This window comes from Rudanella lutea DSM 19387 (genome assembly GCF_000383955.1).
GTDB classification, from domain to species: Bacteria; Bacteroidota; Bacteroidia; order Cytophagales; family Spirosomataceae; genus Rudanella; species Rudanella lutea.
In genome coordinates this window covers 3,293,372-3,317,163 of the sequence record NZ_KB913013.1, presented here as the reverse complement: position 1 = coordinate 3,317,163, position 23,792 = coordinate 3,293,372, and the positions used below count along the sequence as shown (strand labels likewise).

The 23,792-nt window shown below is 55.3% G+C and carries 17 protein-coding genes; 11 read left to right on the top strand and 6 right to left on the bottom strand.

Going from position 1 to position 23,792, the window contains the following annotated elements:
- Positions 1-204: 204 nt before the first annotated feature.
- The 5 genes from RUDLU_RS0113630 (at position 205) to RUDLU_RS0113610 (ending at position 7,274) form a co-directional block, all read left to right on the top strand.
- On the top strand, positions 205-1,503 hold the full coding sequence (locus tag RUDLU_RS0113630; protein WP_019988942.1) for a UDP-N-acetylmuramoyl-tripeptide--D-alanyl-D-alanine ligase: 1,299 nt from the start codon (positions 205-207) through the stop codon (positions 1,501-1,503).
- Positions 1,504-1,512: 9 nt separating this feature from the next.
- The gene (locus RUDLU_RS0113625; RefSeq protein WP_019988941.1) at positions 1,513-2,190 is read left to right on the top strand and encodes a GDSL-type esterase/lipase family protein; all 678 of its coding nucleotides are present in this window, start codon (positions 1,513-1,515) and stop codon (positions 2,188-2,190) included.
- 53 nt (positions 2,191-2,243) lie between these two features.
- Positions 2,244-2,579: a nucleotidyltransferase family protein gene (locus RUDLU_RS29290; protein WP_083940578.1), complete on the top strand. Its 336-nt coding sequence runs from the start codon at positions 2,244-2,246 to the stop codon at positions 2,577-2,579.
- Between the two features lie 167 nt (positions 2,580-2,746).
- Positions 2,747-4,063 carry an adenosylhomocysteinase gene (gene ahcY, locus RUDLU_RS0113615; RefSeq protein WP_019988939.1) on the top strand — a complete coding sequence of 439 codons (1,317 nt, stop codon included), beginning with the start codon at positions 2,747-2,749 and terminating at the stop codon, positions 4,061-4,063.
- Positions 4,064-4,280: 217 nt separating this feature from the next.
- Positions 4,281-7,274: an FAD-binding and (Fe-S)-binding domain-containing protein gene (locus tag RUDLU_RS0113610; protein WP_019988938.1), complete on the top strand. Its 2,994-nt coding sequence runs from the start codon at positions 4,281-4,283 to the stop codon at positions 7,272-7,274.
- A gap of 6 nt (positions 7,275-7,280) precedes the next feature.
- Here RUDLU_RS0113610 and RUDLU_RS0113605 read toward each other — a convergent pair whose 3' ends face one another.
- On the bottom strand, positions 7,281-8,096 hold the full coding sequence (locus RUDLU_RS0113605) for a hypothetical protein (RefSeq protein WP_157580200.1): 816 nt from the start codon (positions 8,094-8,096) through the stop codon (positions 7,281-7,283).
- Positions 8,097-8,309: 213 nt separating this feature from the next.
- On the opposite strand from RUDLU_RS0113605, the gene RUDLU_RS28780 reads away from it, so the two are divergent.
- The 3 genes from RUDLU_RS28780 (at position 8,310) to RUDLU_RS0113590 (ending at position 12,979) form a co-directional block, all read left to right on the top strand.
- Positions 8,310-10,382 carry an McrB family protein gene (locus RUDLU_RS28780; RefSeq protein WP_019988936.1) on the top strand — a complete coding sequence of 691 codons (2,073 nt, stop codon included), beginning with the start codon at positions 8,310-8,312 and terminating at the stop codon, positions 10,380-10,382.
- Between the two features lie 36 nt (positions 10,383-10,418).
- A complete protein-coding gene (locus RUDLU_RS0113595) occupies positions 10,419-11,453 on the top strand; it encodes a galactitol-1-phosphate 5-dehydrogenase (protein ID WP_019988935.1) in 1,035 nt (344 codons plus the stop codon).
- A 218-nt stretch (positions 11,454-11,671) separates the two neighbouring features.
- Positions 11,672-12,979 (top strand): APC family permease, encoded by a 1,308-nt coding sequence (locus tag RUDLU_RS0113590; RefSeq protein ID WP_019988934.1) that lies wholly within the window; start codon positions 11,672-11,674, stop codon positions 12,977-12,979.
- A gap of 120 nt (positions 12,980-13,099) precedes the next feature.
- Here the strand turns inward: RUDLU_RS0113590 and RUDLU_RS0113580 are convergent, their stop codons facing one another.
- From RUDLU_RS0113580 to RUDLU_RS0113565, 4 genes are all read right to left on the bottom strand, one after another.
- The gene (locus RUDLU_RS0113580; protein WP_019988932.1) at positions 13,100-13,831 is read right to left on the bottom strand and encodes an SGNH/GDSL hydrolase family protein; all 732 of its coding nucleotides are present in this window, start codon (positions 13,829-13,831) and stop codon (positions 13,100-13,102) included.
- A gap of 167 nt (positions 13,832-13,998) precedes the next feature.
- Positions 13,999-14,715 carry an ABC transporter ATP-binding protein gene (locus tag RUDLU_RS0113575; RefSeq protein ID WP_019988931.1) on the bottom strand — a complete coding sequence of 239 codons (717 nt, stop codon included), beginning with the start codon at positions 14,713-14,715 and terminating at the stop codon, positions 13,999-14,001.
- Between the two features lie 116 nt (positions 14,716-14,831).
- Positions 14,832-17,873 (bottom strand): tetratricopeptide repeat protein, encoded by a 3,042-nt coding sequence (locus tag RUDLU_RS0113570; RefSeq protein WP_019988930.1) that lies wholly within the window; start codon positions 17,871-17,873, stop codon positions 14,832-14,834.
- 50 nt (positions 17,874-17,923) lie between these two features.
- Positions 17,924-18,697 (bottom strand): HNH endonuclease, encoded by a 774-nt coding sequence (locus RUDLU_RS0113565; protein WP_019988929.1) that lies wholly within the window; start codon positions 18,695-18,697, stop codon positions 17,924-17,926.
- A 180-nt stretch (positions 18,698-18,877) separates the two neighbouring features.
- Between RUDLU_RS0113565 and RUDLU_RS0113560 the strand changes: the two genes are divergently transcribed.
- On the top strand, positions 18,878-19,801 hold the full coding sequence (locus RUDLU_RS0113560) for an SPFH domain-containing protein (RefSeq protein WP_019988928.1): 924 nt from the start codon (positions 18,878-18,880) through the stop codon (positions 19,799-19,801).
- Between the two features lie 185 nt (positions 19,802-19,986).
- On the opposite strand, the gene malQ is transcribed toward RUDLU_RS0113560, so the two are convergent.
- Positions 19,987-21,537 carry a 4-alpha-glucanotransferase gene (gene malQ / locus RUDLU_RS0113555; protein ID WP_019988927.1) on the bottom strand — a complete coding sequence of 517 codons (1,551 nt, stop codon included), beginning with the start codon at positions 21,535-21,537 and terminating at the stop codon, positions 19,987-19,989.
- A 290-nt stretch (positions 21,538-21,827) separates the two neighbouring features.
- Between malQ and atpD the strand changes: the two genes are divergently transcribed.
- Both atpD and atpC read left to right on the top strand, forming a co-directional pair.
- Positions 21,828-23,348 (top strand): F0F1 ATP synthase subunit beta, encoded by a 1,521-nt coding sequence (gene atpD / locus RUDLU_RS0113550; protein ID WP_019988926.1) that lies wholly within the window; start codon positions 21,828-21,830, stop codon positions 23,346-23,348.
- 121 nt (positions 23,349-23,469) lie between these two features.
- A complete protein-coding gene (gene atpC, locus RUDLU_RS0113545) occupies positions 23,470-23,715 on the top strand; it encodes an ATP synthase F1 subunit epsilon (protein WP_019988925.1) in 246 nt (81 codons plus the stop codon).
- The last annotated feature ends 77 nt before the right edge of the window (positions 23,716-23,792 follow it).

Below are 23,792 nucleotides of genomic sequence, written 5' to 3'. Positions count from 1 at the left end.
AACGGTGAGGCACACGGTACAGAAGCTGATAAGTGTATGGATTGGGGTCTTTGGCGTTTTCAAGGCCATTATCGCTAATTGATTCGTGTCGAAACAGCCAACCGTCAAATCGCCAGGATCGCCAGCTACTTCATCACCAAAAACCAAAAACCCGACTAAACGTCTCTTTCCTAACGAAGAATTTCCTCAGAATAATCTACGGCTATGACATCAACAACCGACTTGTACGCAAAATATCTCGAATGTTCGGGCGTCTCGACCGACACCCGGCAGATCACCCCCGACTGTTTGTTTGTGGCACTTAAAGGTCCGCTGTTCGACGCCAATACCTTTGCCGCCGAAGCCCTCAGCAAAGGCGCCCGTTACGTGGTTGTCGACGACCCGGCGGTAGTACAACCCGGCGGGCAGTATCTGCTCGTGGCCGACGGCCTTACTGCGCTTCAGGATCTGGCCCGGCACCATCGCCAAACGCTCCAAATCCCGGTGGTTGGGCTTACGGGCTCAAACGGCAAAACAACCACCAAAGAACTGATTGCAAGCGTTCTGAGCCAGCGATACGTTACCTACGCCACGCGTGGAAATTTCAATAATCATATTGGCGTGCCCCTTACCGTGCTGGCCATTACCGAGCAATACGAAATGGCCGTGGTCGAGATGGGGGCCAACCACCAGCGCGAAATTGCCCTGTTGTCGAGCATTTGCCAGCCCACACACGGCCTCATCACCAATGTCGGCAAGGCTCACCTCGAAGGGTTCGGCGGTATTGAGGGGGTTCGTAAAGGCAAGGGCGAGCTCTACGATTTTCTGGCTCAGTCGGGCGGCACCCTTTTCGTCAACGCCAGCGACCCCACCCTGATGGAAATGCAACAGGAGCGGCAGGGCTTCGGGTCGGTGGTGCCCTACCTCGACCCCACCGACCCCTCGCAGCCCAAATTGCTGGAAGAGTCGCCGGTGGCCGTTTACCAAACCCCCGACGGACAAACCATTCGGACGCACATGCCGGGCCGCTACAACTTCATGAACATGGCAGCCGCGCTCGCTATCGGGCAGTATTTTGGCGTAACCGCCGAGGAGGCCAACCATGCCGTAGCGGGGTATAACCCGACCAACAACCGCTCGCAGGTAGTGACGCGGGGCACCAACACGGTTTTGCTCGATGCCTACAACGCCAATCCCAGCTCTATGGCTGCGGCTATTACCCAATTTATACAGCAGCCGGCCGAACGTAAAATGGTGATTTTGGGCGATATGTACGAACTGGGTGAGGAGTCGGCCGCCGAACACGCGGCCCTGGGCAAGCTTATTGCGACCGGTAATTTTGATACCGTTATTCTGGCCGGACAGGATATGAAATACGCCCTGGAGTATCTGCCTAAGGCCTACTACTTTCCTGATAAATTCTCCCTCCACAACTGGATTGCCGACCACCCCATGCAAAACACCCACGTTCTGATCAAAGGGTCGCGTGGGATGGGCCTCGAATCCGTTGTACCGTTTATCTAAAACCGCCCTATGCGCACCAACCAAAACCTAACCGCCTACTTTAGCCCGATCATCGCCCTCTTGTGGCTGGCTTATTTCCCAACCGGTGTATGGGCTCAGACAAACAAGTTTGAAGCTGAGGTCGCCAAATTTGAGGAAACCGACCGGCAAACGCCCCCGCCCACCAAAGCGGTTGTGTTTACGGGCAGCTCCTCTATCCGGCTTTGGGAAAACCTGTCGGATTATTTTCCGGGCCACACGCTGCTGCAACGGGGGTTTGGCGGGTCCGAGCTGAGCGATGTTCGGCACTTTGCCGATCGGCTCATCATTCGGTACAAGCCCAAACAGGTGGTTGTGTACGCAGGCGAAAACGACATTGCCGCCGGAGCCACCGCTGAGCAGACGTACAATCGGCTGGTCGATTTGTTTCAGTACGTACGGAAAGCATTGCCGCGTGCTCAGTTTACGTTTATCTCGATCAAGCCCAGCCCGTCGCGTCGGCAGTACCGCCCGGTAGTCGATGCCACCAATGAGCGGATTCGGCTATTTCTGAGGCAGCAACGGCGGGCCGATTTTGTGGACATTGTACCGGTGATGATTCAGGCCAATGGCGAGCCCAAAGGTGAGTTGTTCAAATCGGACAGCCTGCACATGAATACCAAGGGGTACGAACTGTGGGGGCAGGTACTGCGGCCCTTTGTGCAGTGATTACCACCTGTTTTTGTTGTATTATTGTATAGCCAATATCACCAATAGTGACCATGCTTCATCCGTTTCTTCACCGGTACCAAACACAAATCACTCAATTATGTGAACAATTTGGGGTAGAGCGCTTGTATGCATTCGGTTCGATCACGACAGCAGAATTTGATGACCAACGAAGCGATATCGATTTACTGCTTGAATTGCCCTCTCAGCTTGCTCCCGAACAGAAAGGACTCCTCTATTTTAATTTGCTGGAAGAATTTAGCCGGTTGTTCGGGCGCAAAGTTGATCTGCTTTTGAACCAGCCGTTCAAAAACCCCTACTTCGCTCGCTCGGTGGAAGCTACTAAAGAACTCCTCTATGCAGCGCGACATTCGCAAGTACTTAGCTGATATTGCCATACATCTTCCTACGTTGAAACAGGAGGTACACGCATTGTTGTCTACTCTCGGCGATAAATAAAGGTAGTTTGCCAACCATTGTGTAATTTTGCACTTTATTTAGAAACCGCGCCTGTTGGGTACTGATTACCAACCGGAAAAACAAACAAGTTCGGAGAATGTCAACGCAAACATCCGCTTACGTTCCTTACAAAGTAAAGGACATCGCGCTGGCCGAGTGGGGCCGCAAAGAAATCAAACTGGCTGAGGCTGAAATGCCCGGCCTGATGGCGCTTCGGCAGGAGTTTGGCCCAACCAAGCCATTGGCCGGTGCCCGTATTGCGGGTTGCCTCCACATGACTATCCAAACCGCCGTACTGATCGAAACCCTCGTTGAACTCGGTGCCGACGTAACCTGGTCGTCATGCAATATCTTCTCTACGCAGGATCACGCTGCGGCTGCCATTGCGGCTGCGGGTATTCCCGTGTACGCCTGGAAAGGCATGAACGAAGAAGAATTCAACTGGTGCATTGAGCAAACGCTGTTCTTCGGCGAAGAGCGCAAGCCCCTCAACATGATTCTGGACGACGGTGGCGACCTCACCAACATGGTATTCGACGTGTATCCTGAGCTGATTTCGGGCATCAAGGGTCTGTCAGAAGAAACTACCACGGGGGTTCACCGCCTGTACGAGCGGATGAAAAATGGCACGCTGCACCTGCCCGCCATCAACGTAAACGACTCGGTAACGAAGTCGAAGTTCGATAACAAATACGGTTGCCGCGAGTCGCTCGTCGACGCGATCCGCCGGGCTACCGACCTTATGCTGGCTGGTAAAGTAGCCGTTGTAGCTGGCTATGGTGATGTAGGCAAAGGTTCGGCCGAGTCGCTGCGCGGTGCCGGTTGCCGGGTACTGGTGACCGAAATCGACCCCATCTGCGCCCTGCAGGCCGCTATGGACGGGTACGAAGTAGTTCCGATGGATGAGGCCGTAACCCGCGCCAACATCTTCGTAACAGCTACGGGCAACGTTCGGATCATCAAAGACCGTCACTTCCGGGCTATGCGCGACAAATCAATCGTTTGTAACATCGGCCACTTCGACAACGAAATCGACATGGCGTGGCTCAATGACAACTACGGCCATACGAAGAGCCAAATCAAACCACAGGTTGACATGTACGAGATCGACGGCAAGGAGATTATCGTACTGGCCGAAGGCCGTCTGGTAAACCTGGGTTGCGCGATGGGTCACCCCTCATTTGTGATGTCGTGCTCGTTCTCGAACCAAACGCTGGCGCAGCTCGAACTGTGGGCAAACTCAGACAAGTACGAGAACAAGGTGTATGTACTCCCGAAGAAACTCGATGAGAAGGTAGCAGCTTTGCACCTCGCCCACGTGGGTGCCCGGCTGGAGCCACTGGAGCAGGAGCAGGCCGACTACATCGGTGTTCAGGTTGAAGGTCCCTTCAAAGCCGAAATGTACCGGTATTAAGACCCGCAGAGACGCAAAATTTTGCGTCTCACATGCGTCAGCCATTCTTTTGCCATGCCTGAAGAAAACTGACGGATACAACCTACCGGATATGAGACGCAACAGGTTGCGTTTCTACGGAAATAGGCGCGGCCCCGGAAACGGGGTCGCGCTTTTTTGTTTCATAAAACCCGCCCTGCACATCGTATCTTTACGCCGGATTTGACCACCCCGTGCTATGTTCTTCATTGCCCCCAACTTACCCTTTGCCCAGCTCCGCGAATCATTTGAAGGCGATTTGTATTTCGATGCCTCGCCCGAGCATACCGCTCAGCGCAAACTCTACGCGACCGATGCCTCCGTGTATCAGGAAATGCCCATAGCAGTCGCCTTGCCTAAATCGGTAGAGGATTTGAAGCGGCTGGTTCGGTTTGCGCGTGAACACAGCCAACCGGGCGCACCGGTCGGGCTTATTCCGCGGGCGGCCGGTACGTCGCTGGCGGGGCAGGTAGTGGGTAGTGGCATTGTAGTCGACATCTCGAAATATTTTGGTCAGATTCTGGAGCTGAACCCTACTGAGCGTTGGGTGCGGGTGCGACCGGGCGTCATCCGTGACGACTTGAACAAGTTTCTGAAGCCGCACGGTCTTTTGTTTGGTCCCGAAACCTCCACCGCCAGCCGGGCTATGGTTGGCGGCATGATTGGCAACAACTCCTGCGGCCTGCACTCCATTATCTGGGGCACCACCCGCGATCATCTACTTGAGGTGCGTTCTATCCTGAGCGACGGCACCGAGGTGACCTTCGGCACGCTCACCCGCGCGCAGTACGAGGCCAAATGCCGGGGCGAAAACGTAGCCAGTCCCCTCGAACAGAAACTATATCAGCAGTTTAAGACCTGGCTGTCGGACCCGGTCATTATTCAGAATATTAAAGACGGCTACCCCAAACCAACCGTAAAACGCCGGAATACGGGTTACGCCGTTGATGAACTGGTACCCTTTTTCGAGCCATCAGCTCCGGCAACGGCAACGTTCAATTTTGCCAACCTCATTGCCGGATCGGAAGGAACGCTGTGCCTGATTACCGAAGCCCGGTTGAATTTGCTGCCGGTGCCGCCGAGCGACGTGGCCCTGGTATGTGGGCACTTTACCACATTACGTCAGTCGCTGGAAGCCAATTTGGTCGCTCTTGAGCACCACTGTGCGGCCTCGGAGCTGGTCGACGACTACATTCTGCAACTGACCAAAACAAACATCGAGCAAACCAAAAACCGCGCATTTGTGGAACCCCATCCGGTAGAGGGCGACCCCAAGGCAGTGTTGATGGTTGAGTTTTTTGCCGATGCCCTTCAGAGCGCCCGAAGCCGGGCCGAAGCCTTCGTGGCCGATCTCCGCGCCCGGAACATGGGGTATGCCTACCCGATTCTGGAAGGCGACGAAACCCTGAAACCCTGGGCTTTGCGCAAGGCGGGGCTGAGTATCATGTACAACATTCCGGGCGACGACAAACCCGCGAACGTGATCGAAGACTGCGCCGTTGACCCCGTCGACCTGCCCGACTACATTGACGAGCTGGACCGGATGGCCCTCGAAAAACACGGCCTCACCCTCGAATACTCGGCCCATGCGGGAGCGGGCGAGCTGCATGTTTTGCCCCTGATTAACCTCAAATCGAGCGAAGGGCAGGCCAAATTCCGGGCGTTATTGGCCGATACGGCCGCATTAGTCAAAAAGTACGGCGGAGCCCTTTCGGGCGAACACGGCGATGGGCGGCTCCGGGGTGAGTTTATTCCGTTTATGCTCGGCGAGGCCAATTATGAACTCTGTCGCGCCCTCAAAAACCTGTGGGACCCAGCGGGTATTTTTAACCCCGGCAAAGTAGTCGATACGCCCCCGATGAACGCCTTTCTGCGGTACGAGGCCGACCGGGTTGTGCCGCAGCCCGCTACAGTGTTTGATTTCTCGCGCGATGGGGGCCTACTCGAGCTGGCTGAAAAATGCTCCGGTTCGGGCGATTGCCGCAAAACGCACCTTTCGGGCGGTACTATGTGCCCCAGCTACATGGCTACCCGGCGCGAGCGCGACACCACACGGGCCCGCGCCAACATGTTGCGGCATTTTTACACCGACACCCAGCAACCGTCGGCACATGATTTTGAGGAAGTTAAGGAAGTACTCGACCTCTGCCTGTCGTGCAAAGCCTGTAAGGCCGAGTGCCCCAGCAGCGTGGATATGGCCCGGATGAAGGCCGAGTTTACCCAGCAGCAGTATCACCAAAAGGGAGTGCCGCTGCGGGCCCGGCTGGTGGGCAACTTCACCCGGCTGATGTCGCTGGCGAGCCTGGCCCCCTGGGCGTACAATGCCATTTACGACAGACCCGCCCTCCGCCGACTCGCTAACCGGCTCGTGGGTTTCCACCCCGACCGTACCATGCCCCGGCTGGCGGGCCAAACCGTAAAGAAGTGGAGCCAAAGCGAGCGCCAGAAAACGGACGCCGGTAACCCTTCTATCCTGCTCTATATTGACGAGTTTACCGATTTCAACGATGTGGAAGTTGGGCAGAAAGCCGTGAAGCTACTCGAACGGTTGGGCTACACCGTGCAGATACCCAAAACGGCCGAAAGTGGCCGAACGTATCTGTCCAAAGGCTTAGTCGACGACGCCCGTAAACTTGCCATTCGGAATGTGACTCTGTTGCGCGACTCGGTTTCGGAGCAAACGCCCCTTGTGGGCCTCGAACCGTCGGCTATTCTGACCTTCCGCGACGAATACCCCGACCTGGTACCGTCTGAACTGAAAGCCGACGCCCAACGGATTGCCCAACACACATATCTGTTTGAGGAGTGGCTGGCCCGCGAAGCCGACGCCAAACGGGTGCGCCCTGAGCAGTTCCGAACCGATACCCGAATGGTGAAGATTCACGGCCACTGTCACCAAAAAGCCCTATCGAGTCTGGTGCCGGTCCGTAAAATTCTGTCGCTGCCCAAAAACTACAGTACGCAACTGATTCCATCGGGCTGTTGCGGTATGGCGGGGTCGTTTGGTTACGAAGCCGAGCATTTCGAGCTATCGATGCAGATTGGAGAGTTGGTGCTTTTTCCGGCGGTTCGGGCCTCAGCCGACGATGTGCTCATTGCCGCACCGGGAACATCGTGCCGCCATCAGATCAAAGACGGAACGGGCCGTAAAGCACAACACCCCGCCGAGATTTTGTACGATGCCCTGGCTTAAATCTGCCTACTGACATTGATACGCGAAGGTCAGTTTGTTTCGACGCGTAAACGTCTGACCACTGCTGGTCGTGCTTACCGTATTTTGCTCCTGCCCAATCAGGCGGTTATCACCGTCGAGGGCGGGCGTAAACGTGGCGGTTTCGCGCACGGCACTCCGCACGCCGTTTCGGGCATTGTAAGTCTTGTACTCTTTCAAGATCCGCTGCTGCCAGAATTGCCCTGGCATGGTTTCGACGTATTGGCTCAGCGAAGCCACCGTGAGCAGCACGGGCTGGGAAAAGTTGGCCATGGGCCCCATACCAGTGCCATAAGTAAAATCGGTTTCCTGCTCAACGGTTGATCTATCGTTCAGCGTTGATTTCAGTTTTTCGGTGATCATATTACCGTTATCATCGTAGGTAAACAGGTACTCCCGCGAGCGTACAAGCGAGTTGGGGGCCAACACCTGCCGATTTTCAAACACCCGCGCCAGTTTGTTATTGGCCGAGTAGGCCAGGTCATAAACCGCCTGCGGATTCCCTCCCTGAATAGACGTAGCGCGACTGGGAAACGCCTGCCCCGACGTGTAATCAAACGCAATCGTAAAACTACCCGTCGATGCCCGCAGCAACTGCCCGTTGGCCCCGTATTCAACCGTCAGAGCCAGTTGGCGGTCGGTATTGCGTTCGGCGAGTTGAGTAAGTTGCCCAGCCGTGTAGGTAAACGACCGCAGCATCTGATCGGTCAGGCGGCCACCCGCGTCGAGCTGATCGGCCACACTCACTACAGCGCACCTAACCGGTGCCGGGTTGGGCTTGTCTGTACATCCAACCCACAGCAAAAGGCAAAAAATCGTTAGTAGAGAAAGGCGGCAGGTCATCACAACGAGCAGTTCGGGTAGTTGGCCGACCTGTGCAGAAAAGCCCTTAAACGAAGGGGCTGACCGACAAACCGGCGTTGGTTTTATCAGCCTAAATCTACAGCCTTCGGCGGGTGCAATCAATAGATTCCGGCGAAAAAGTCGTATTTTAGCCATCCTGAGTCTACTCCTTGCATGATTGCCGAAGACCACCAGCAACTTCTGACCGACCGCATGCGGGCCATTGGGCAGCCCGAAGCTATCCGACGGTTTTTCGGCCTGTTGAAAGAACTGATCGATGTGGTCAACCTGCCCAATGGCGATGCCCGGCTCGCGTTTGTGGTTGGGCGCGACAATGACCTGACGGCCAACATCAATTTTTTTCCGGCTCTGCGCCTGCTGCGCGCCCGCAACAGCGAGGCTGAGTTTCGGCTGCTTATTAAACGAGAATGTCAGGACCGGATCGAAGCTGAAGAGGTTTCGTTTATCCCGCTTTCCGACAATTCGCCGTATGCCTATGCCGTGCTGGGTGAGTCGGACGGGCATCTCCTGCAAAATATTGCCCTGCAACGTTGCTGGCAGGACTGCCTCGTCGAACTAACCGAAACCGCCCGCCGGGGGCCGCACAAAGCCGTGCACAACCCGGCCCTGTACGACATGGCCGAGGACGATGCCGTTCGGGAAAGCCTGCTGAACCAAACGTTTCGGTACGGGCAAAACGCCGGTCCCGTTCGGTATTGGGTGTTTCATGCGTACCCCAAATATTACGATATGGCCGCTGAAATAGCAGGCGAGCTGGGCGGCACGTTTCGGGTGAGTCAGGTCAACAAAGCCCTGATGCGCTCGGGCGACCGGTTTGCTGTGCTGGTATCGGGGGCGCAGAGCGGTATCTACGCGTTTGGCACCGTCACGTCTGACCCAACGGTTCGCGCGGCCGAGTCGCCATCGGCGTACGTACGCTCGCCCGACCGGTTTACGGGTGAGCGACTGGCCGTTGAGTATCTGTTCGACGAAAAACTGCTCGACAACCCCGTTGGCCGGGCGCAGTTACGTGAGCATCCGCTGCTGGCTCCGTTGCGGATTTTTGAAAATCCGCAGGGCATGACCAATTGGGAGCTGACGCCCGAGCAGTTCAACGCGATCCGGCAACTGGCCGGCCTGCCCGAACTCGACAATCGGGTTGAAGAAACCACCGTCGGCTACGGAACCGAGGAGCCGACCGAGCCCGTTCAGCCCCTCAATCAGCCGCGTAACCTTATTCTGTACGGCCCACCGGGTACGGGGAAAACCTTTTCGTTACAGCACAACTGGCTGCATACCGCCACCGCCACCCGGCAACGGGCCGATTTTGTTACGTTTCATGCCTCGTACAGCTACGAAGAGTTTGTGGAGGGGATTCGGCCCGAAACGCTTCAGGGACAGGTAGCCTACCGAGTCCGTAAAGGTATTTTTCACCGGGCCTGCCTCACCGCTCTGCAACTGGCGGGCTACGCAACCATGGCCGACTGCCTGAACGATACCCCCGCCAACCGGCAACGGCGATTCCGGGAGGCACCTCCGCACGTGTTGCTCATCGACGAGATAAACCGGGCCAATATTGCCGGGGTACTGGGCGAGCTGATTACCCTGCTGGAAGAGGGCAAACGACTTGGGCATGAACAGGAACTCTGGCTCACCCTGCCCTACTCGCAGGAGCGCTTTGGGGTGCCTGCCAACCTGTACATTGTGGGGTCGATGAACACCGCCGACCGCTCTATTGCCCTACTCGACCTAGCCTTACGCCGACGGTTTAGCTTCCGGGAGGTGTTGCCCAACCCTGCCCTGCTGGGTACGGTCGACGGAGTCGATTTGGCGGCCCTGCTGCGAACCCTCAACGAGCGCATCGAATACCTTTACGACCGCGACCATCAGATTGGTCATGCGTACCTGATGGGTGTCGACTCGCTCGATACCCTAGCGATTGTGTTCCGGGATACTATTATCCCGTTGTTGCAGGAGTATTTTTACGGCGACTGGCACAAGATTCAGCTTGTGCTGGGCGACCATAAAGCCTGGGGTAAAACGCCTGAGCAGCGGCTCATCTGGGTAAAAAAGCAGTACACCCCGGCCCTGGCGCGCGAGTTGTTCGGCGAAAACCCCAATGAGATGGACGAGGTAGTGACCTACGAAATAAATCCGCACCTGACCGCCGGTGAGTTTGGGCAAGTCCCGAAAGAAGCATTCATTTTTATATACCAGAAACCAATGAGCGAAAGAGTGAAAGAGTGAAACGCTCTTTCGCTCTTTCACTTTTCCCCCTTAGCCATGAAAGCACTCGTTTTAAACCAATACAAGCAACTCGATTATCAGGAAATGCCCGTACCCAAACCCGGACCGGGCGAGGTGTTGATTCGGGTACAGGCCGTGGGTATCTGCGGCTCCGACGTGCATGGGATGGACGGCAGCAGCGGCCGGCGCATGCCCCCGATTATCATGGGGCATGAAGCTTCGGGCATTATTGCTGAACTGGGCCCTGATGTCCACGAATGGGCCGTGGGCGACCGGGTTACGTTCGACTCAACGGTGTACAAGCTGGATGACTGGTACAGCCGACGGGGTATGTACAACCTCAGCGACGACCGCGAAGTAGTGGGCGTATCAACGCCGAACTTCCGGCGGCATGGAGCCTTCGCCGAGTTCGTGACGGTGCCGCAACACATCATGTACCGCATTCCCGACAACGTCACGTTTACGCAGGCAGCCATGGTAGAACCGGTGGCGGTAGCCCTGCACGCGCTCAGCCTTACGCCTTTGCAACTGAACGACTCTGCCGTGGTGGTAGGTGCGGGTATGATTGGTTTATTTGTGATTCAGGCCCTCAAACTGGCCGGTGCAGCGCCCATCATCGCTATTGACCTCGACGACGACCGGCTGGCGCTGGCGCTCAAGCTTGGGGCTACCCATACGTTCAACGCCCGTACCGAAACCGACCTGGCCGCCAGGGTAAAACAACTCACACACGGGCGCGGGGCCGACGTGGCCTTTGAGGTGGTCGGGGCCAATGCCACCATCAACACCGCCATTGCCTGTGTTCGGAAAGGGGCTACCATTACGCTGGTAGGCAACCTGACCCCAACGGTTGAGATTCCGATGCAGAAAATTGTAACCGAACAGTTGCGCTTACAGGGTTCGTGCGCCATCAACGGTGAATACGAAGCCTCGCTGGCCCTTATCTCATCGGGTAAGATTGATGTGGGGGCTATTCTGAGCGCCGAAGTTCCCCTGAGCGAGGGCGCGGCCTGGTTCGACCGACTCTACAGCCACGAAAAAGGGCTGATGAAAGTGGTGCTCAAGCCTTAATTAGTTTGTGGTTTATGGTTTTTAGCTTCAGTACTGGACACTCGGACTTCAGACATTAGACATTAGACCTACTACCATTCTGTAGGCAGGTCTAACGTCTAATGTCCAACATCTAATGTCCAGTACTGAACTGCCCCCTAAACGCCCTAAAAAACTCAAAGTCAACGGACTAAAAACCAAAAACTACAAACCAGAAACCTTTACCTCCTGCCCTTTTCATGACCAAACGGACTTCTCTTCTTAAACTGCTGGGTGTTGGCTTCGGTATCGCCGTGACCATCGGCGGCACCATTGGCACCGGTATTTTACGCAAACCCGGCCCCATTGCACAGCAACTAGGCGACCCAACGCTCATTATTGCCGTTTGGCTACTCGTTGGCGTGTACGCGCTGGTGGGGTCGCTATCGGTCATCGAGCTGGGCACTATGCTGCCCAAAGCCGGGGCCTGGTATGTGTATGCCCGCCGGGCCTTTGGCGATTATGTTGGGTTTGTGATTGGCATTAGCAGTTGGTTGGGGAGTATTTCGGCGATGGCGTTTGGGGCTTCAGTCATGAGCGAGTACATCGGCCTGCTGGTGCCGAGCCTGGCGGGTTCGCTCAAGCCGGTAGCCATCGGGATTCTCGCATTGTTTGTCGGCTTTCACTGGATTGGCGTGGGCGTGGCCAGCCGGGCGCAGGAGATTATGAGCTTTTTCAAGGCAGTTGGCCTGCTCTTGTTTGTGGTAGCCTGCTTTGCCTTCACGCCCGAGAGTGCCGGCGTCGCCGGGCCAGTAACCGTGCAACCGCTGGCGCAACAAGGCGTTTGGGTAGGGTTACTCGCGGCCCTACAAGCCGTTTTTTACACGTACGACGGCTGGCATACGGCTGCGTATTTTGCCGAAGAAGACGTAAACCCTAACCAAAACCTGCCCCGGTCTATGATCAGCGGGGTGTTGCTCATTATCGGTATCTATTTGCTGGTCAATCTCGCCCTGTTGCACGTACTCCCGATGGAGCAATTAGCCAACTCGAAACTGCCCGCAGCCGATGCTATTCAACTGTTGTTCGGGCCGGGTAGTGCGCAGGTTGTGACGTTTTTGCTGATGATTTCGATCATGGGGATTATCAACGCCCAGATCATGTTTAACCCACGGGTCATTTTTGCAATGGCACGCGACGGCCTGTTTTTCAAGTCCTTTGTGTCGGTCAATGCGGGCGGTACACCGGGTTTGGCGATGATTCTGACGGCCGCAATGTCGGTGCTGATGATTCTGACCAATACCTACGCCAAGCTGTCGGACATTGCCACGTTTTTCTTCGTGACGTGTTACGCGGCCGGGTTTGCGTCGCTCATTCGCCTGCGAAAAACCGAGCCTGAGCTGTCTCGGCCGGTTAAAGCGTGGGGCTACCCCTTCAGCACCTGGACTCTGCTCGTGGTTTCGATTCTGTTTCTGGTGGGGGCGGTCTTCGGCGACCCTACCGGCAGCATGTACGCCCTGCTTTTTGTTGCGCTGAGTTATCCGGTTTATCGGCTTATTCGGCAGTGAAGAATAGTTTATTGTTTATCGTTTTTGGTTTTTGGCGGCCGGCGTTCCGGTTTGTTGTTCCGGTTACCGGCTGAACCCGAAACCGGAGCGCCGGCCGCCAAAAACCAAAAACTAAAAACTCTATTTCAGGCTCTTCACAACGGGCAATGCCAGTTCGGCCCACCCTTTCATGTGCTTGCCGGAATAATGCAGGCCATCATCGGCAAACTGACTCGCGTCGCCCTCGGCCGCGCGCGAAACGGGCGTGATGTCGATAAATACGATCCCGACTTTGCTACACTCGTCTTTGGCCACAGCATTGAACGCGTCAATTTCTCGGGCGATCTGCTCCCGGTCGCGGCCCCGGGCGAAAGCCGAGCGGCCCCAGTCAGGAATCGACAAGACAAACACACGTCCCGGATTCCCCTTGGCAAACGTCATGGCGGTTTGGAGTAGTTGCCGAAACTCCGTCCGATACTTTTCCAGACTCTGCCCCCGATACTGATTGTTTACTCCGATCAGCAGGGACACGTAATCGTATGTTTTGGTATTACCCGATGCCCGGATAGCGGCCTGAAGTTCATCGGTTGTCCAGCCCGTGCGGGCAATAATGTCGGGATCGGCCACATCAACGCCCTGATTACGGAGCATCCCGGCCAACTGCACGCTCCAGCGGTCTTTTGGGGCAACACTCTCGCCAATGGTGTACGAGTCGCCGAGCGACAGTATCGAGAAGGTATGAGGGGCCGAAGGTTCCATAGTAGTATACGAAAAGAGAACCCATACGGCGCAAAGCCGCAGTAGGGTCGAAAGGCTACGGGCCGAAATGCCGAGGCCGGTACGAATCGATTTTGCTATTGTTTGGCGATGCATAGTTTGTCAGCAGCGGCCGGGCCGGGCTTTTGGGTAACCATTCGGCCTACCCTTTTGTGTGATCCACGTGCAGTACTGGACATTTGTTCAGTACTGAATTATCTACGTACAGATTAGCCACACAGATTTTAGGCTGCTGGGTCTTGCACCAAAACCGGCGCGCCGGGTCAGGCTCCCATAAACGAACGGGCCTTACGGACATGTTCGTTGGCACGATCGCTTTCGACTAGACCATCGCGGAGCCGCACAATCCGGTGGGCGTATTCAGCAATGTCTTCTTCGTGCGTTACCATGATTACGGTATTGCCCTTGCTGTGAATCTGATCGAACAAGTCCATGATCTCGTACGACGTTTTGGTGTCGAGGTTACCCGTTGGTTCGTCGGCCAGCAAAATACTGGGGTCGTTGACCAGTGCCCGCGCCACAGCAACCCGTTGCCGCTGCCCGCCCGAGAGTTCATTGGGTCGGTGCCCCGCCCGGTTTTCGAGGCCTACGTTTTTCAAAGCCAGCATCGCCTTTTCGATTCGCTGCGACTTGGTATAACCCGCGTAAATAAGCGGTAGAGCCACGTTTTCGAGCGAGGTTTGGCGGGGCAAGAGGTTGAACGTCTGGAACACAAACCCGATTTCCTGATTCCGCACCTCGGCCAACTCGTTCTCGCTCATATTGCTCACATCTTTCCCGTTGAGCACATACGAGCCTGAGGTTGGGGTATCTAAGCAACCCACAATATTCATCAGGGTGGATTTGCCGGAGCCCGACGGTCCCATGAAGGCTACGTACTCACCTTTTTTCACATCAATCGTGACCGATTTGAGGGCTTCGATGACCTCTGAGCCCATCACGTAACGCTTGGCAATATTGCGGGTTTCGATGATATTCATTCGGAATGCAGTCGGGGGATTAAGATGCCGGTTTGTGTTTACAGATTGTCGGGTAGCCAAACGGCAAACGGTAGCTTGCGGTCGGTACGGTTTGCGTCACCAAAACTACATTTTTCTTAAAACGCCTGACGCTGCTTTTCGATTGACGTCAGTTTTTGCTGATAGTCTGCCAGAAAAGCCTGATAATCGGCAGGAGAGGTAGCGCCTTGCAACTGCGGCAGGGCATCTTCGGCATAGTCGGTCAGGCGCTGATCGAGGCACAAACTGATGTACGTTTTCCAGAGTTCGGGCTCGCGGGCGTTGTAATCCAATACGCCCACCACCGCCCGGTACGCCCGGCCGGTTTGCTTTTGTTGCTGCCAGAACCGGGCCGCCCCCGTCGCGATTTGGGCATCGAGCGGGGCCAGCCTAAGAGCCTCGGCAAAGGCCCGATCAGCTTCCGTCGTTTTCTGGTTACGCGCCAGCACGGTACCCAGCAAAAACTGCCGCTCGGCCTGATGGGGTAGGGCAAAAAATCCGCGACTCATCGAGTCGGCAGCGGGTAGCTTGTTGCGAAACACCGTGATGCGCAAAGCACTCAGGTTTTCGAGCGAGAGCGCAAACGGACTCAGTTGCTCCGGTTTTCCCATCTGGCTCAGAATCATCTGGGCGTAAAATGGCTGACGCGTAGCCAGATATTCTTCAATCAATGTTGCTCCCGATACCGTTTTGAGGTCGGTATTCCGAATGGTTTCCCAATAGCGGCCCCGGTTGGGGTCGTCGGTGCGGTAGCTGACGTAAAACGCTTTTTCGAGGTCCGACACCGGTGGCCGCTCCTGATACAGAATCTGCTTTAGCCCGGCAACCCCGGCATCGTTGCGGCCGGCCGTTTCCCAAAGCGATTGGGCCGCTACGAGATCACCCATTTTGGTGAGCGTCAGCGCCCGGTAGTACATCGAAAGGGTGTCGGTATTCAACTCCAGCATCTGGTTTGCTTTAGGGTACAGGCCGCTGTCCATCAGCAACAGCCCCAGCGCTGTGCGGTAACCTTCGGCCGTGCGGGGGCTCCCATCGGCCAGCTGACTCAACAGCGTAAACGTATCGGCGGGCCGCCCGCTTCGGTAAGCTACCATGGCCTGCGCCAGCAGCAGATCGTCGGCAAAGTCCTGGTTGGATACCTGACGACCACGTTGTTGCAGGGTTTGGAGCAGGAGGGAGTCGGGCCGGGCCGACGCGAGCGCGTAGTTGTACAAACTGGCAAATCGGCCTACGCTAAGCCCGGCGGGGCCTTCGGTCAGCAACAGGCTGTCGGCTACGGGCGGCTCGTCGGCCAACCAGGTTGGCGGGGCTAGCCCGGCCGTGTCGCGACGGGCCACCAGCTTGATGGCCAGTGCATTGGCTTCGTACGATTCGTATGTATACCGGTCGGTTTGCCGAGCCAGCGTTGAGTCGGTTGCCAGCACCTGCGGGTTGCGGGCGTAGAGGCCCAGCAGATTGGCCTCGGGCACTTCGTTGCGACTGGTGTTGGCTACCGCCGTCTGAAAGTAGTAATACGCTGAGTCGGCAATGCTGGTGCGGCTGTAGAGGTAGCCCAGGTTATTCTGCAACTCCCCACTTTTCGGAAACTGACCCAGCCCGCGTTGTAAGGCTTTGATAGCTTCAAAAAACAGGTTTGTTTGCTGATAGGTGCTGCTTAGAGCGGCAAACGCCTGCGGACTGGGCTGTTTGAGCAACGCCTGATTGAAGAAAAACGCGGCTTTGCCAGGTTCGTTGTTACGCAGGGCCAGCGAAGCCAGAGCGTAGTTCGATTTGTGGTTCTGAAACTCTTGCTCAACCCCCAGCTGGTAAAACGCCTGTGCCGAGGTCAACTGCCCCGAAGCCGCGTATAAGTCGCCCAGCCCGTTGTAGTATCCCGTGATCGCCTGCCGAACCGGAAACAGATTCGCCCCGCCCAGCAACGCTCCAAACACCACCAGTCCACCCAGCCGAAACACGGTCAGGCCCGCTTGTTTGGGTTTGTACAACACCCGGTGCACGGCCAGTCCTTTGGCAAACAGCTGTCGGAAATTGTACAGCACATACAGCACAAACGCCGTTCCCATAGCCAAATGACTGTACACGATGGCGTCTTCGAACATCTCAACGACCGGGTCGTTGGCGGTGGCGAAGGCATACGCAATGGTCGACGTAGCGATAAGCCCCAGCCCCGCGTACAAAAACGCGCCCGACTCGGCAAACGGCACATCTTCCTGTTGTTCGACCTGCCGCCGGTAGCCCCAGACCCCCAGCAGCAGCGAGGTCACGTAAATCAGAAACGGACTCACCGTGAGCCAGCCCAGCTCCAGGGTTTTGGTATTTTGGAGCCACACCAACAACAGGTTGACTAAATAAAGGCTCGTGAGCAGGACAAAATTGCGCAAGCCAAATGTCCGCCGGGTCTCAGGGTTACCAACGGCAGGCGCCAGATTGGCCGACGTTACCCAGACCAGTCCCGCAATTATTTCGAAGGCGATAAACAGAATAAACCCTACGCTCACAAGCATGAACGCGGGCATACCATAACTCACCGCCGTGAGGGCCGGGTGGGGTACGGGCGAAAGAGCACCCAATCCGAAAAACAGGCCGATCAGCAACAGGCCAAACACCCCAAACCGAGCGGGCATCGGAATATCGGTCCGGAACGCGTGGAAGTAGTAGGCTACCGAGCCCAACACAAACGCCAGAATACCAAATACATATTGCCCATCCAGCCCCGGGATTTCGAGCGTCTCGAATCGGCACACGGCCAGTACCAGAATGAAGGCCGTCATAATGGCCAGAAACGGAACACGGCTCAGGCGGGTAGCAGCACTGAGTACGCCCGCAAAACCGATCAGCAAGGCCCCCAGCAGGGTAGTCGCCATCCAGGGGTGGACCTGCATCACCGAGGCCACAAACTGCTCCGACACGGCATAGGCTTTTCCCGGTACATTATAGTCAAACAAGCCATCGGTCAGGGTACGGATGGTGGTGGGGAGGTCGATCAGTTCGCTCAGGACATCCCACTGTACCACGTTGGCCACACCCCGATACCAGGCCACGCCGAACAAAATAAGGCTAAGAGAGAGAAAAAATAAGCTATTGAGGTACGGAAGCCGGTAGGTACGGCTCCACTCTTTCCAGAAGAACAACGACGACATGCCAAGGAAACGTAACAGCGAGCGGGTTAGTGCGTTTATCTATTTATCCATCAACCGACAAACCGATCTAATCGAACTTGTAAAAAGTCCTTATGCGGTCGGTATTGGCGAGGTAGTGTGATCTGTTTTCCGGCATATCGGCCAAAGATGGTTTCATAATAGCTTTTGGACGTATGCTCTTTTAACTGTCTTGAAATAAGCAGCTTGTAATCGGTATCAATGCAAATCAAGCCCTTTTCGTACGCCCGGTCATACAAGTTAGATAGGCAAATGCCGTTTTCAGGATTCAACCGTTCCCGTTCATTTTCGGCCCAGGGAATAATATGGCCTGCTACCAGCAGTTCGGGCAAATCGATGCCTGAGATGGCACATTGGCTTTGGTACGTTTTCAGAATCATTTGCCGGAAAACACTCTGATTCACACGCGTTTTTACCAGTCGCTCTTTTACCTCGCCTTTCAGGTTTTTTAGGTCGAATTCAATGTCAGGGTGTGCTTCTTCGATGGTCTTTCCCTGATAATCAGCCAGTATTCGCTCACTCTCAAAAACCAATTCTTCCTGATTATTGATAAATTCGTTCCAGATAGGCTGCACCTGATTATAGCCTCCACTCATGCCTTTTACGCCCCGTTGCTGATGGTACGGGTCAACGCTGGCAAAGTTGGTCAACCGCATGGCAACCGAGTCCGGTGTACGTCGGCCTAAAATTGACGCCAGCTTTTTTACCTCGGCGTTGCCTTTATGCATCTGCCCAAACGGCAGCTTCAAATACAGGTTGAAGGCTAAAATGAGCTCTTCACGAGTCCAGTTGGGCGATTTTGCCATAGACGAAGATAGGGGTTTTTAAGTTGGAGTACTTCTACTCCTACCAAACTCCGCTGTTCTGTTATGTACGTCAGCCCTACAAACCAGGCACAACAGCCCCAAACCGTTTGTCCAACAACGCATACCAGGTTGTCGGCCAAATATGTACCTTGTCTGCTGTAACGCTTAACCAACTCTGCTATGACTTTTTTCATTATCCTTTTGCTCCTGCTTCTGGTGCTGGCCTTTTTCTCAATAGCTATTGTACGGCAGGGCACCGTGGCGGTCATCACCATTTTTGGCAAATACGCCCGCGTAATGGCGCCCGGCCTGAATTTCAAAATCCCGTTCATTGAAGTCATCTACCGGCGCATCTCGATCCAGAACCGGTCGGCCGAACTGACGTTTCAGGCCATCACAGCCGATCAGGCCAATGTCAATTTCAAGGCCATGCTGGTGTATTCGGTGCTCAACCAGGAAGAGGAAACGATCAAAAACGTAGCCTTTAAGTTTATCGACGAGGCCTCGTTTATGCAGGCTCTCACCCGCACCATCGAGGGATCGATCCGTAGTTTTGTAGCCACCAAACGGCAGTCTGAAATTCTGGCGCTGCGGTCGGAAATTATCGAGCACGTAAAGTCACAGATCGACACCCTCCTCGAAAGCTGGGGCTATCACCTTATCGATCTCCAACTGAACGACATTGCCTTCGACGAGGTCATCATGCGTTCCATGGCGCAGGTGGTTGCGTCGTCGAACCTCAAAGCAGCCGCCGAAAACGAAGGGCAGGCCCTGCTCATTACGAAGACCAAAGCCGCCGAAGCCGAGGGTAACGCCATCAAGATTTCGGCCGAGGCCGAGAAAACAGCCGCTCAACTACGGGGGCAGGGGGTCGCTTTGTTCCGCGAGGAGGTAGCCAAGGGGATGGCCGAGTCGGCTAAGGTGATGACAGCCGCCGAACTCGATGCGTCGCTCATCTTATTCTCGATCTGGACCGAAGCCATCAAACACTTCGCTGAAAACGGCAAAGGTAATGTCATTTTCCTCGATGGCTCAACCGAAGGCATGGAAAAAACCATGAAACAGTTGCTGGCCGTTGAGCAGATGAAAATTGCGCCCAAATAACCCGTTAGCAGCAGCGGCATCTTTGTCTAAACTTGGTTGACGCCCGTGTTTATTGTTATCAGTTTACGGTTTACAGTTGCGATTTTCCGCCGGGACTCATACGATTCAGACCGCTCCGCGCAACTGCAAACTGTAGACCGTAGACTGTAAACTTTTCAGACAAGACTCTGGCATTAACCGGCTTTTTATATCCGCCCGGCCATTTGGGTCAACCTTAAGAGTTGCTCAGCCACGTGGTCGGTTAGTTGATCCGGCGTGTATCGCCACGACCAGTTTCCACTACCCGAGTCAGGCGTCGCTTCGCCGGATGAAGCGACGCCCGGCGAAGCGACGCCCGGCGTATTCATGCGGTGCGACTCGTCCAGGTTCAGCGCATCCTGCAAGGGCAAAATAACCAGACGCGCTACCGACAACATCGCCAGACGGTTCAGATGTACCGTGACCGTTTCGGCCGTTGGCCTGATACCCAGATACGCTTTTACATTGGCTCGTACCTCAGGGGTAGCATTTGCCCACCAGCCCGACGTAGTGGGGTTATCGTGCGTGCCCGTGTAAGCCACCGTGTTGATTACGTGGTTGTGCGGAGCGTGCGTCGACGTGGCTACGTCGGCCCCAAACCCAAACTGCAACACCCGCATACCCGGAATCTGGAAATGGCGCAGGTGCGGCTGCACATCGGGTGCGCGCTCGCCGAGGTCTTCGGCAATAACGGGCAGATGCCCAAACTGCCGGTACATGGTATCCATAAAGGCGTCGATAGGGGCCTTTATCCACTCACCAATACGAGCCGAGGGCTCCGAAGCCGGAATTTCCCAGTACACCGCAAAGCCCAGGAAATGGTCGAGCCGGGTAAGGCTGTACAGTTTCATCTGATGCCGTAACCGCCGAATCCACCATTGAAACCCGCTTTCTTCGTGTTTCGGCCAATCGTACACCGGGTTGCCCCAGCGTTGACCTTCTTCACTAAACATATCGGGTGGAGCCCCGGCTACGAACGTCGGCATCCCCTCATCATCAAGTTTAAACAGGTCCTGAAACGCCCAGACATCGGGGCTGTTGTGCTGTACGTAGATCGGAATATCGCCAATGATATGAATCCGGTGCGCAAAGCAATAGTCTCTGAGCGCATTCCATTGCCGGAAAAACAGAAACTGAAGTACCTTGATCTCTTCAATCGGGTCGCGGAGCCGGTCGAGTTCGTGGGCGAGGGCCTCGGGTTCGCGCCGGACCAGTTCGGGTGTCCAGCGCACCCACCAGTACTCGCCGGTATCGTGTTGCAGAGCCGTAAACAACGCATAGTCATTGAGCCAATGGGCTTCCTGCTGGCAAAAAAGCTCGTAATCGACCAGCTGCGTATTATTGGCCGTTCGCCGAAATACATCGGCGGCCCGCCGGAGCAACGGCATTTTACGCTCCGACACCAGCCAGAGATTGGCCCGGTTGCTGAGGGGCAGCTCCGCCGACTGTACCTCTTTGGCGGTCAGCAAACCGTCTTCAACCAGCTTATCGAGACTAATCACCAGCACATTACCCGCAAACGCAGAAGGGCTGCTGTATGGCGAAAAGCCCGCACCGGGGTCGACGGGGGTAGTGGGCAGAATTTGCCAGTATGTTTGTCCGGCAGCCGACAAAAAATCGACGAAGCGATAAGCCTCGGTGCCCAGATCGCCCAAACCGTGCGGAGAGGGCAATGAGGTAATGTGCAGCAGCAGGCCGCTTGAGCGTTGTTGGAGCATAACGTTGAGTCGTGAGCGATGCGTGATGAGCGTGAAGCGATAAAAACAGGCACGAGCCCGTTCATCATGCTTCGTTCAGCACCCATCGCTTTTGTGCAAACTTTCTTTTGTACAAAATCGCTCAAGGCCTGATTTGTTCGTATAAATCGCCAAAATCCTAATTCTCAACCCCCATCCTCTACTTTCATCTAAGAATAAGTTAGGGTTGCATCTTTACTTTACGCGGTTTTTCTCCTAATTTTGCAGTCCCAAATACCGGGTTCACTCTTTTAGACATACATCATATCCAAATGATTACGGAAACGGCAGTTAATACGGGCAAGGTCACTCAGGTGATTGGTCCGGTCGTGGACGTGAGCTTTGAGGGCGAAGGTTCTCGGCTCCCGGCTATCCTTGATGCCCTCGAAGTAACGAAAGCCAACGGCCAGAAGGTTATTCTTGAATGCCAGCAACACCTCGGCGAAGACCGTGTGCGTACCATCGCCATGGACTCAACCGAAGGTCTTCAGCGTGGCATGGCTGTTGTTGACCTCGGCGGTCAGATCACCATGCCTACAGGCGATGGTATCAAAGGCCGGTTGTTCAACGTAGTAGGTCAGGCCATCGACGGTATCCCGCAGCCAGTTAGCACGGGTGGTCTTTCGATTCACCGCGCAGCTCCAAAGTTTGAGGATCTGGCAACGTCGACGGAAGTTCTCTTTACAGGTATCAAGGTAATTGACCTGCTGGAGCCTTACGCAAAGGGTGGTAAAATTGGTCTGTTCGGTGGTGCCGGTGTAGGCAAAACCGTATTGATTCAGGAATTGATCAACAACATTGCCAAGGCGTACTCAGGTCTGTCGGTGTTTGCTGGTGTAGGTGAGCGTACCCGCGAAGGGAATGACCTTCTGCGCGAAATGATCGAAGCCGGTATCATCAAATACGGCGAGAATTTCAAGCACTCCATGGAAAATGGCGGCTGGGATCTGAGCAAAGTGGATCTGGAAGAAATGAAGGAAAGCCAGGCTACCTTTATCTTCGGTCAGATGAACGAGCCTCCCGGAGCCCGCGCCCGTGTAGCCTTGTCGGGTCTGACCATTGCTGAGCACTTCCGCGATGGCGACGGTACCGGTCAGGGTCGCGACATCTTGTTCTTTATCGATAACATCTTCCGCTTTACCCAGGCCGGTTCGGAAGTATCCGCTCTGTTGGGCCGGATGCCTTCAGCCGTAGGTTACCAGCCCACGCTGGCCACCGAAATGGGCGCCATGCAGGAGCGTATTACGTCGACTAAGCGTGGTTCAATTACGTCGGTACAGGCCGTTTACGTACCTGCCGATGACTTGACTGACCCCGCGCCGGCAACTACGTTTGCTCACTTGGACGCTACGACTGTATTGAGCCGGAAAATCTCCGAGCTGGGTATCTACCCGGCCGTGGACCCTCTCGACTCTACGTCGCGGATTCTGACCGCCGAAATCCTCGGCGACGAGCACTACAACACAGCTCAGCGCGTGAAGCAGATTCTGCAACGTTACAAAGAATTGCAGGATATCATCGCCATTCTGGGTCTGGAAGAACTTTCAGAAGAAGATAAGCTGGTAGTAAGCCGTGCCCGCCGGGTGCAGCGCTTCCTGTCGCAGCCCTTCTTTGTGGCCGAGCAATTTACCGGTCTGAAAGGCGTACTCGTACCTATCGAAGATACGATCAAAGGGTTCAACGCCATCATCGATGGTCAGTACGACCACCTGCCCGAGGCTGCTTTCAACCTCGTGGGTACCATTGAAGATGCGGTTGCCAAAGGCGAGCGTCTGTTGAAAGAAGCAGCTTAATAAAATAGTTGTCAGTTTACAGTTTACGGTTTACAGTTGCGGTTTCCCGCCGGGACTTACGCGATTCAGACCGCTCCGCGCAACGACAAACGGTAAACTGTAAACTGTAAACTTTTCAGATATGACTCTCGACATCATTACCCCCGACCGTAAGGTTTTCTCCGGCGAGGCTTCGGCCGTAACGTTTCCGGGTATTGAGGGGCAGTTTCAGGTACTGAACGACCACGCTCCCTTAGTTAGCACGCTGGCAAAGGGTCCTGTAACGATTCAGACAGCATCGGGCCAGCAAACATTTATTGTAGACGGTGGCGTAGTTGAAGTACTCCGCAACCGCGTGCTGGTACTGGCCGAAGCCGTTGTCGCTTAAGCTTGCTTCGCTAACGAATTTTTGATATAGCCGAAACCCGAACAGCGCGCTGTTCGGGTTTTCTGTTTTCAGGTTAT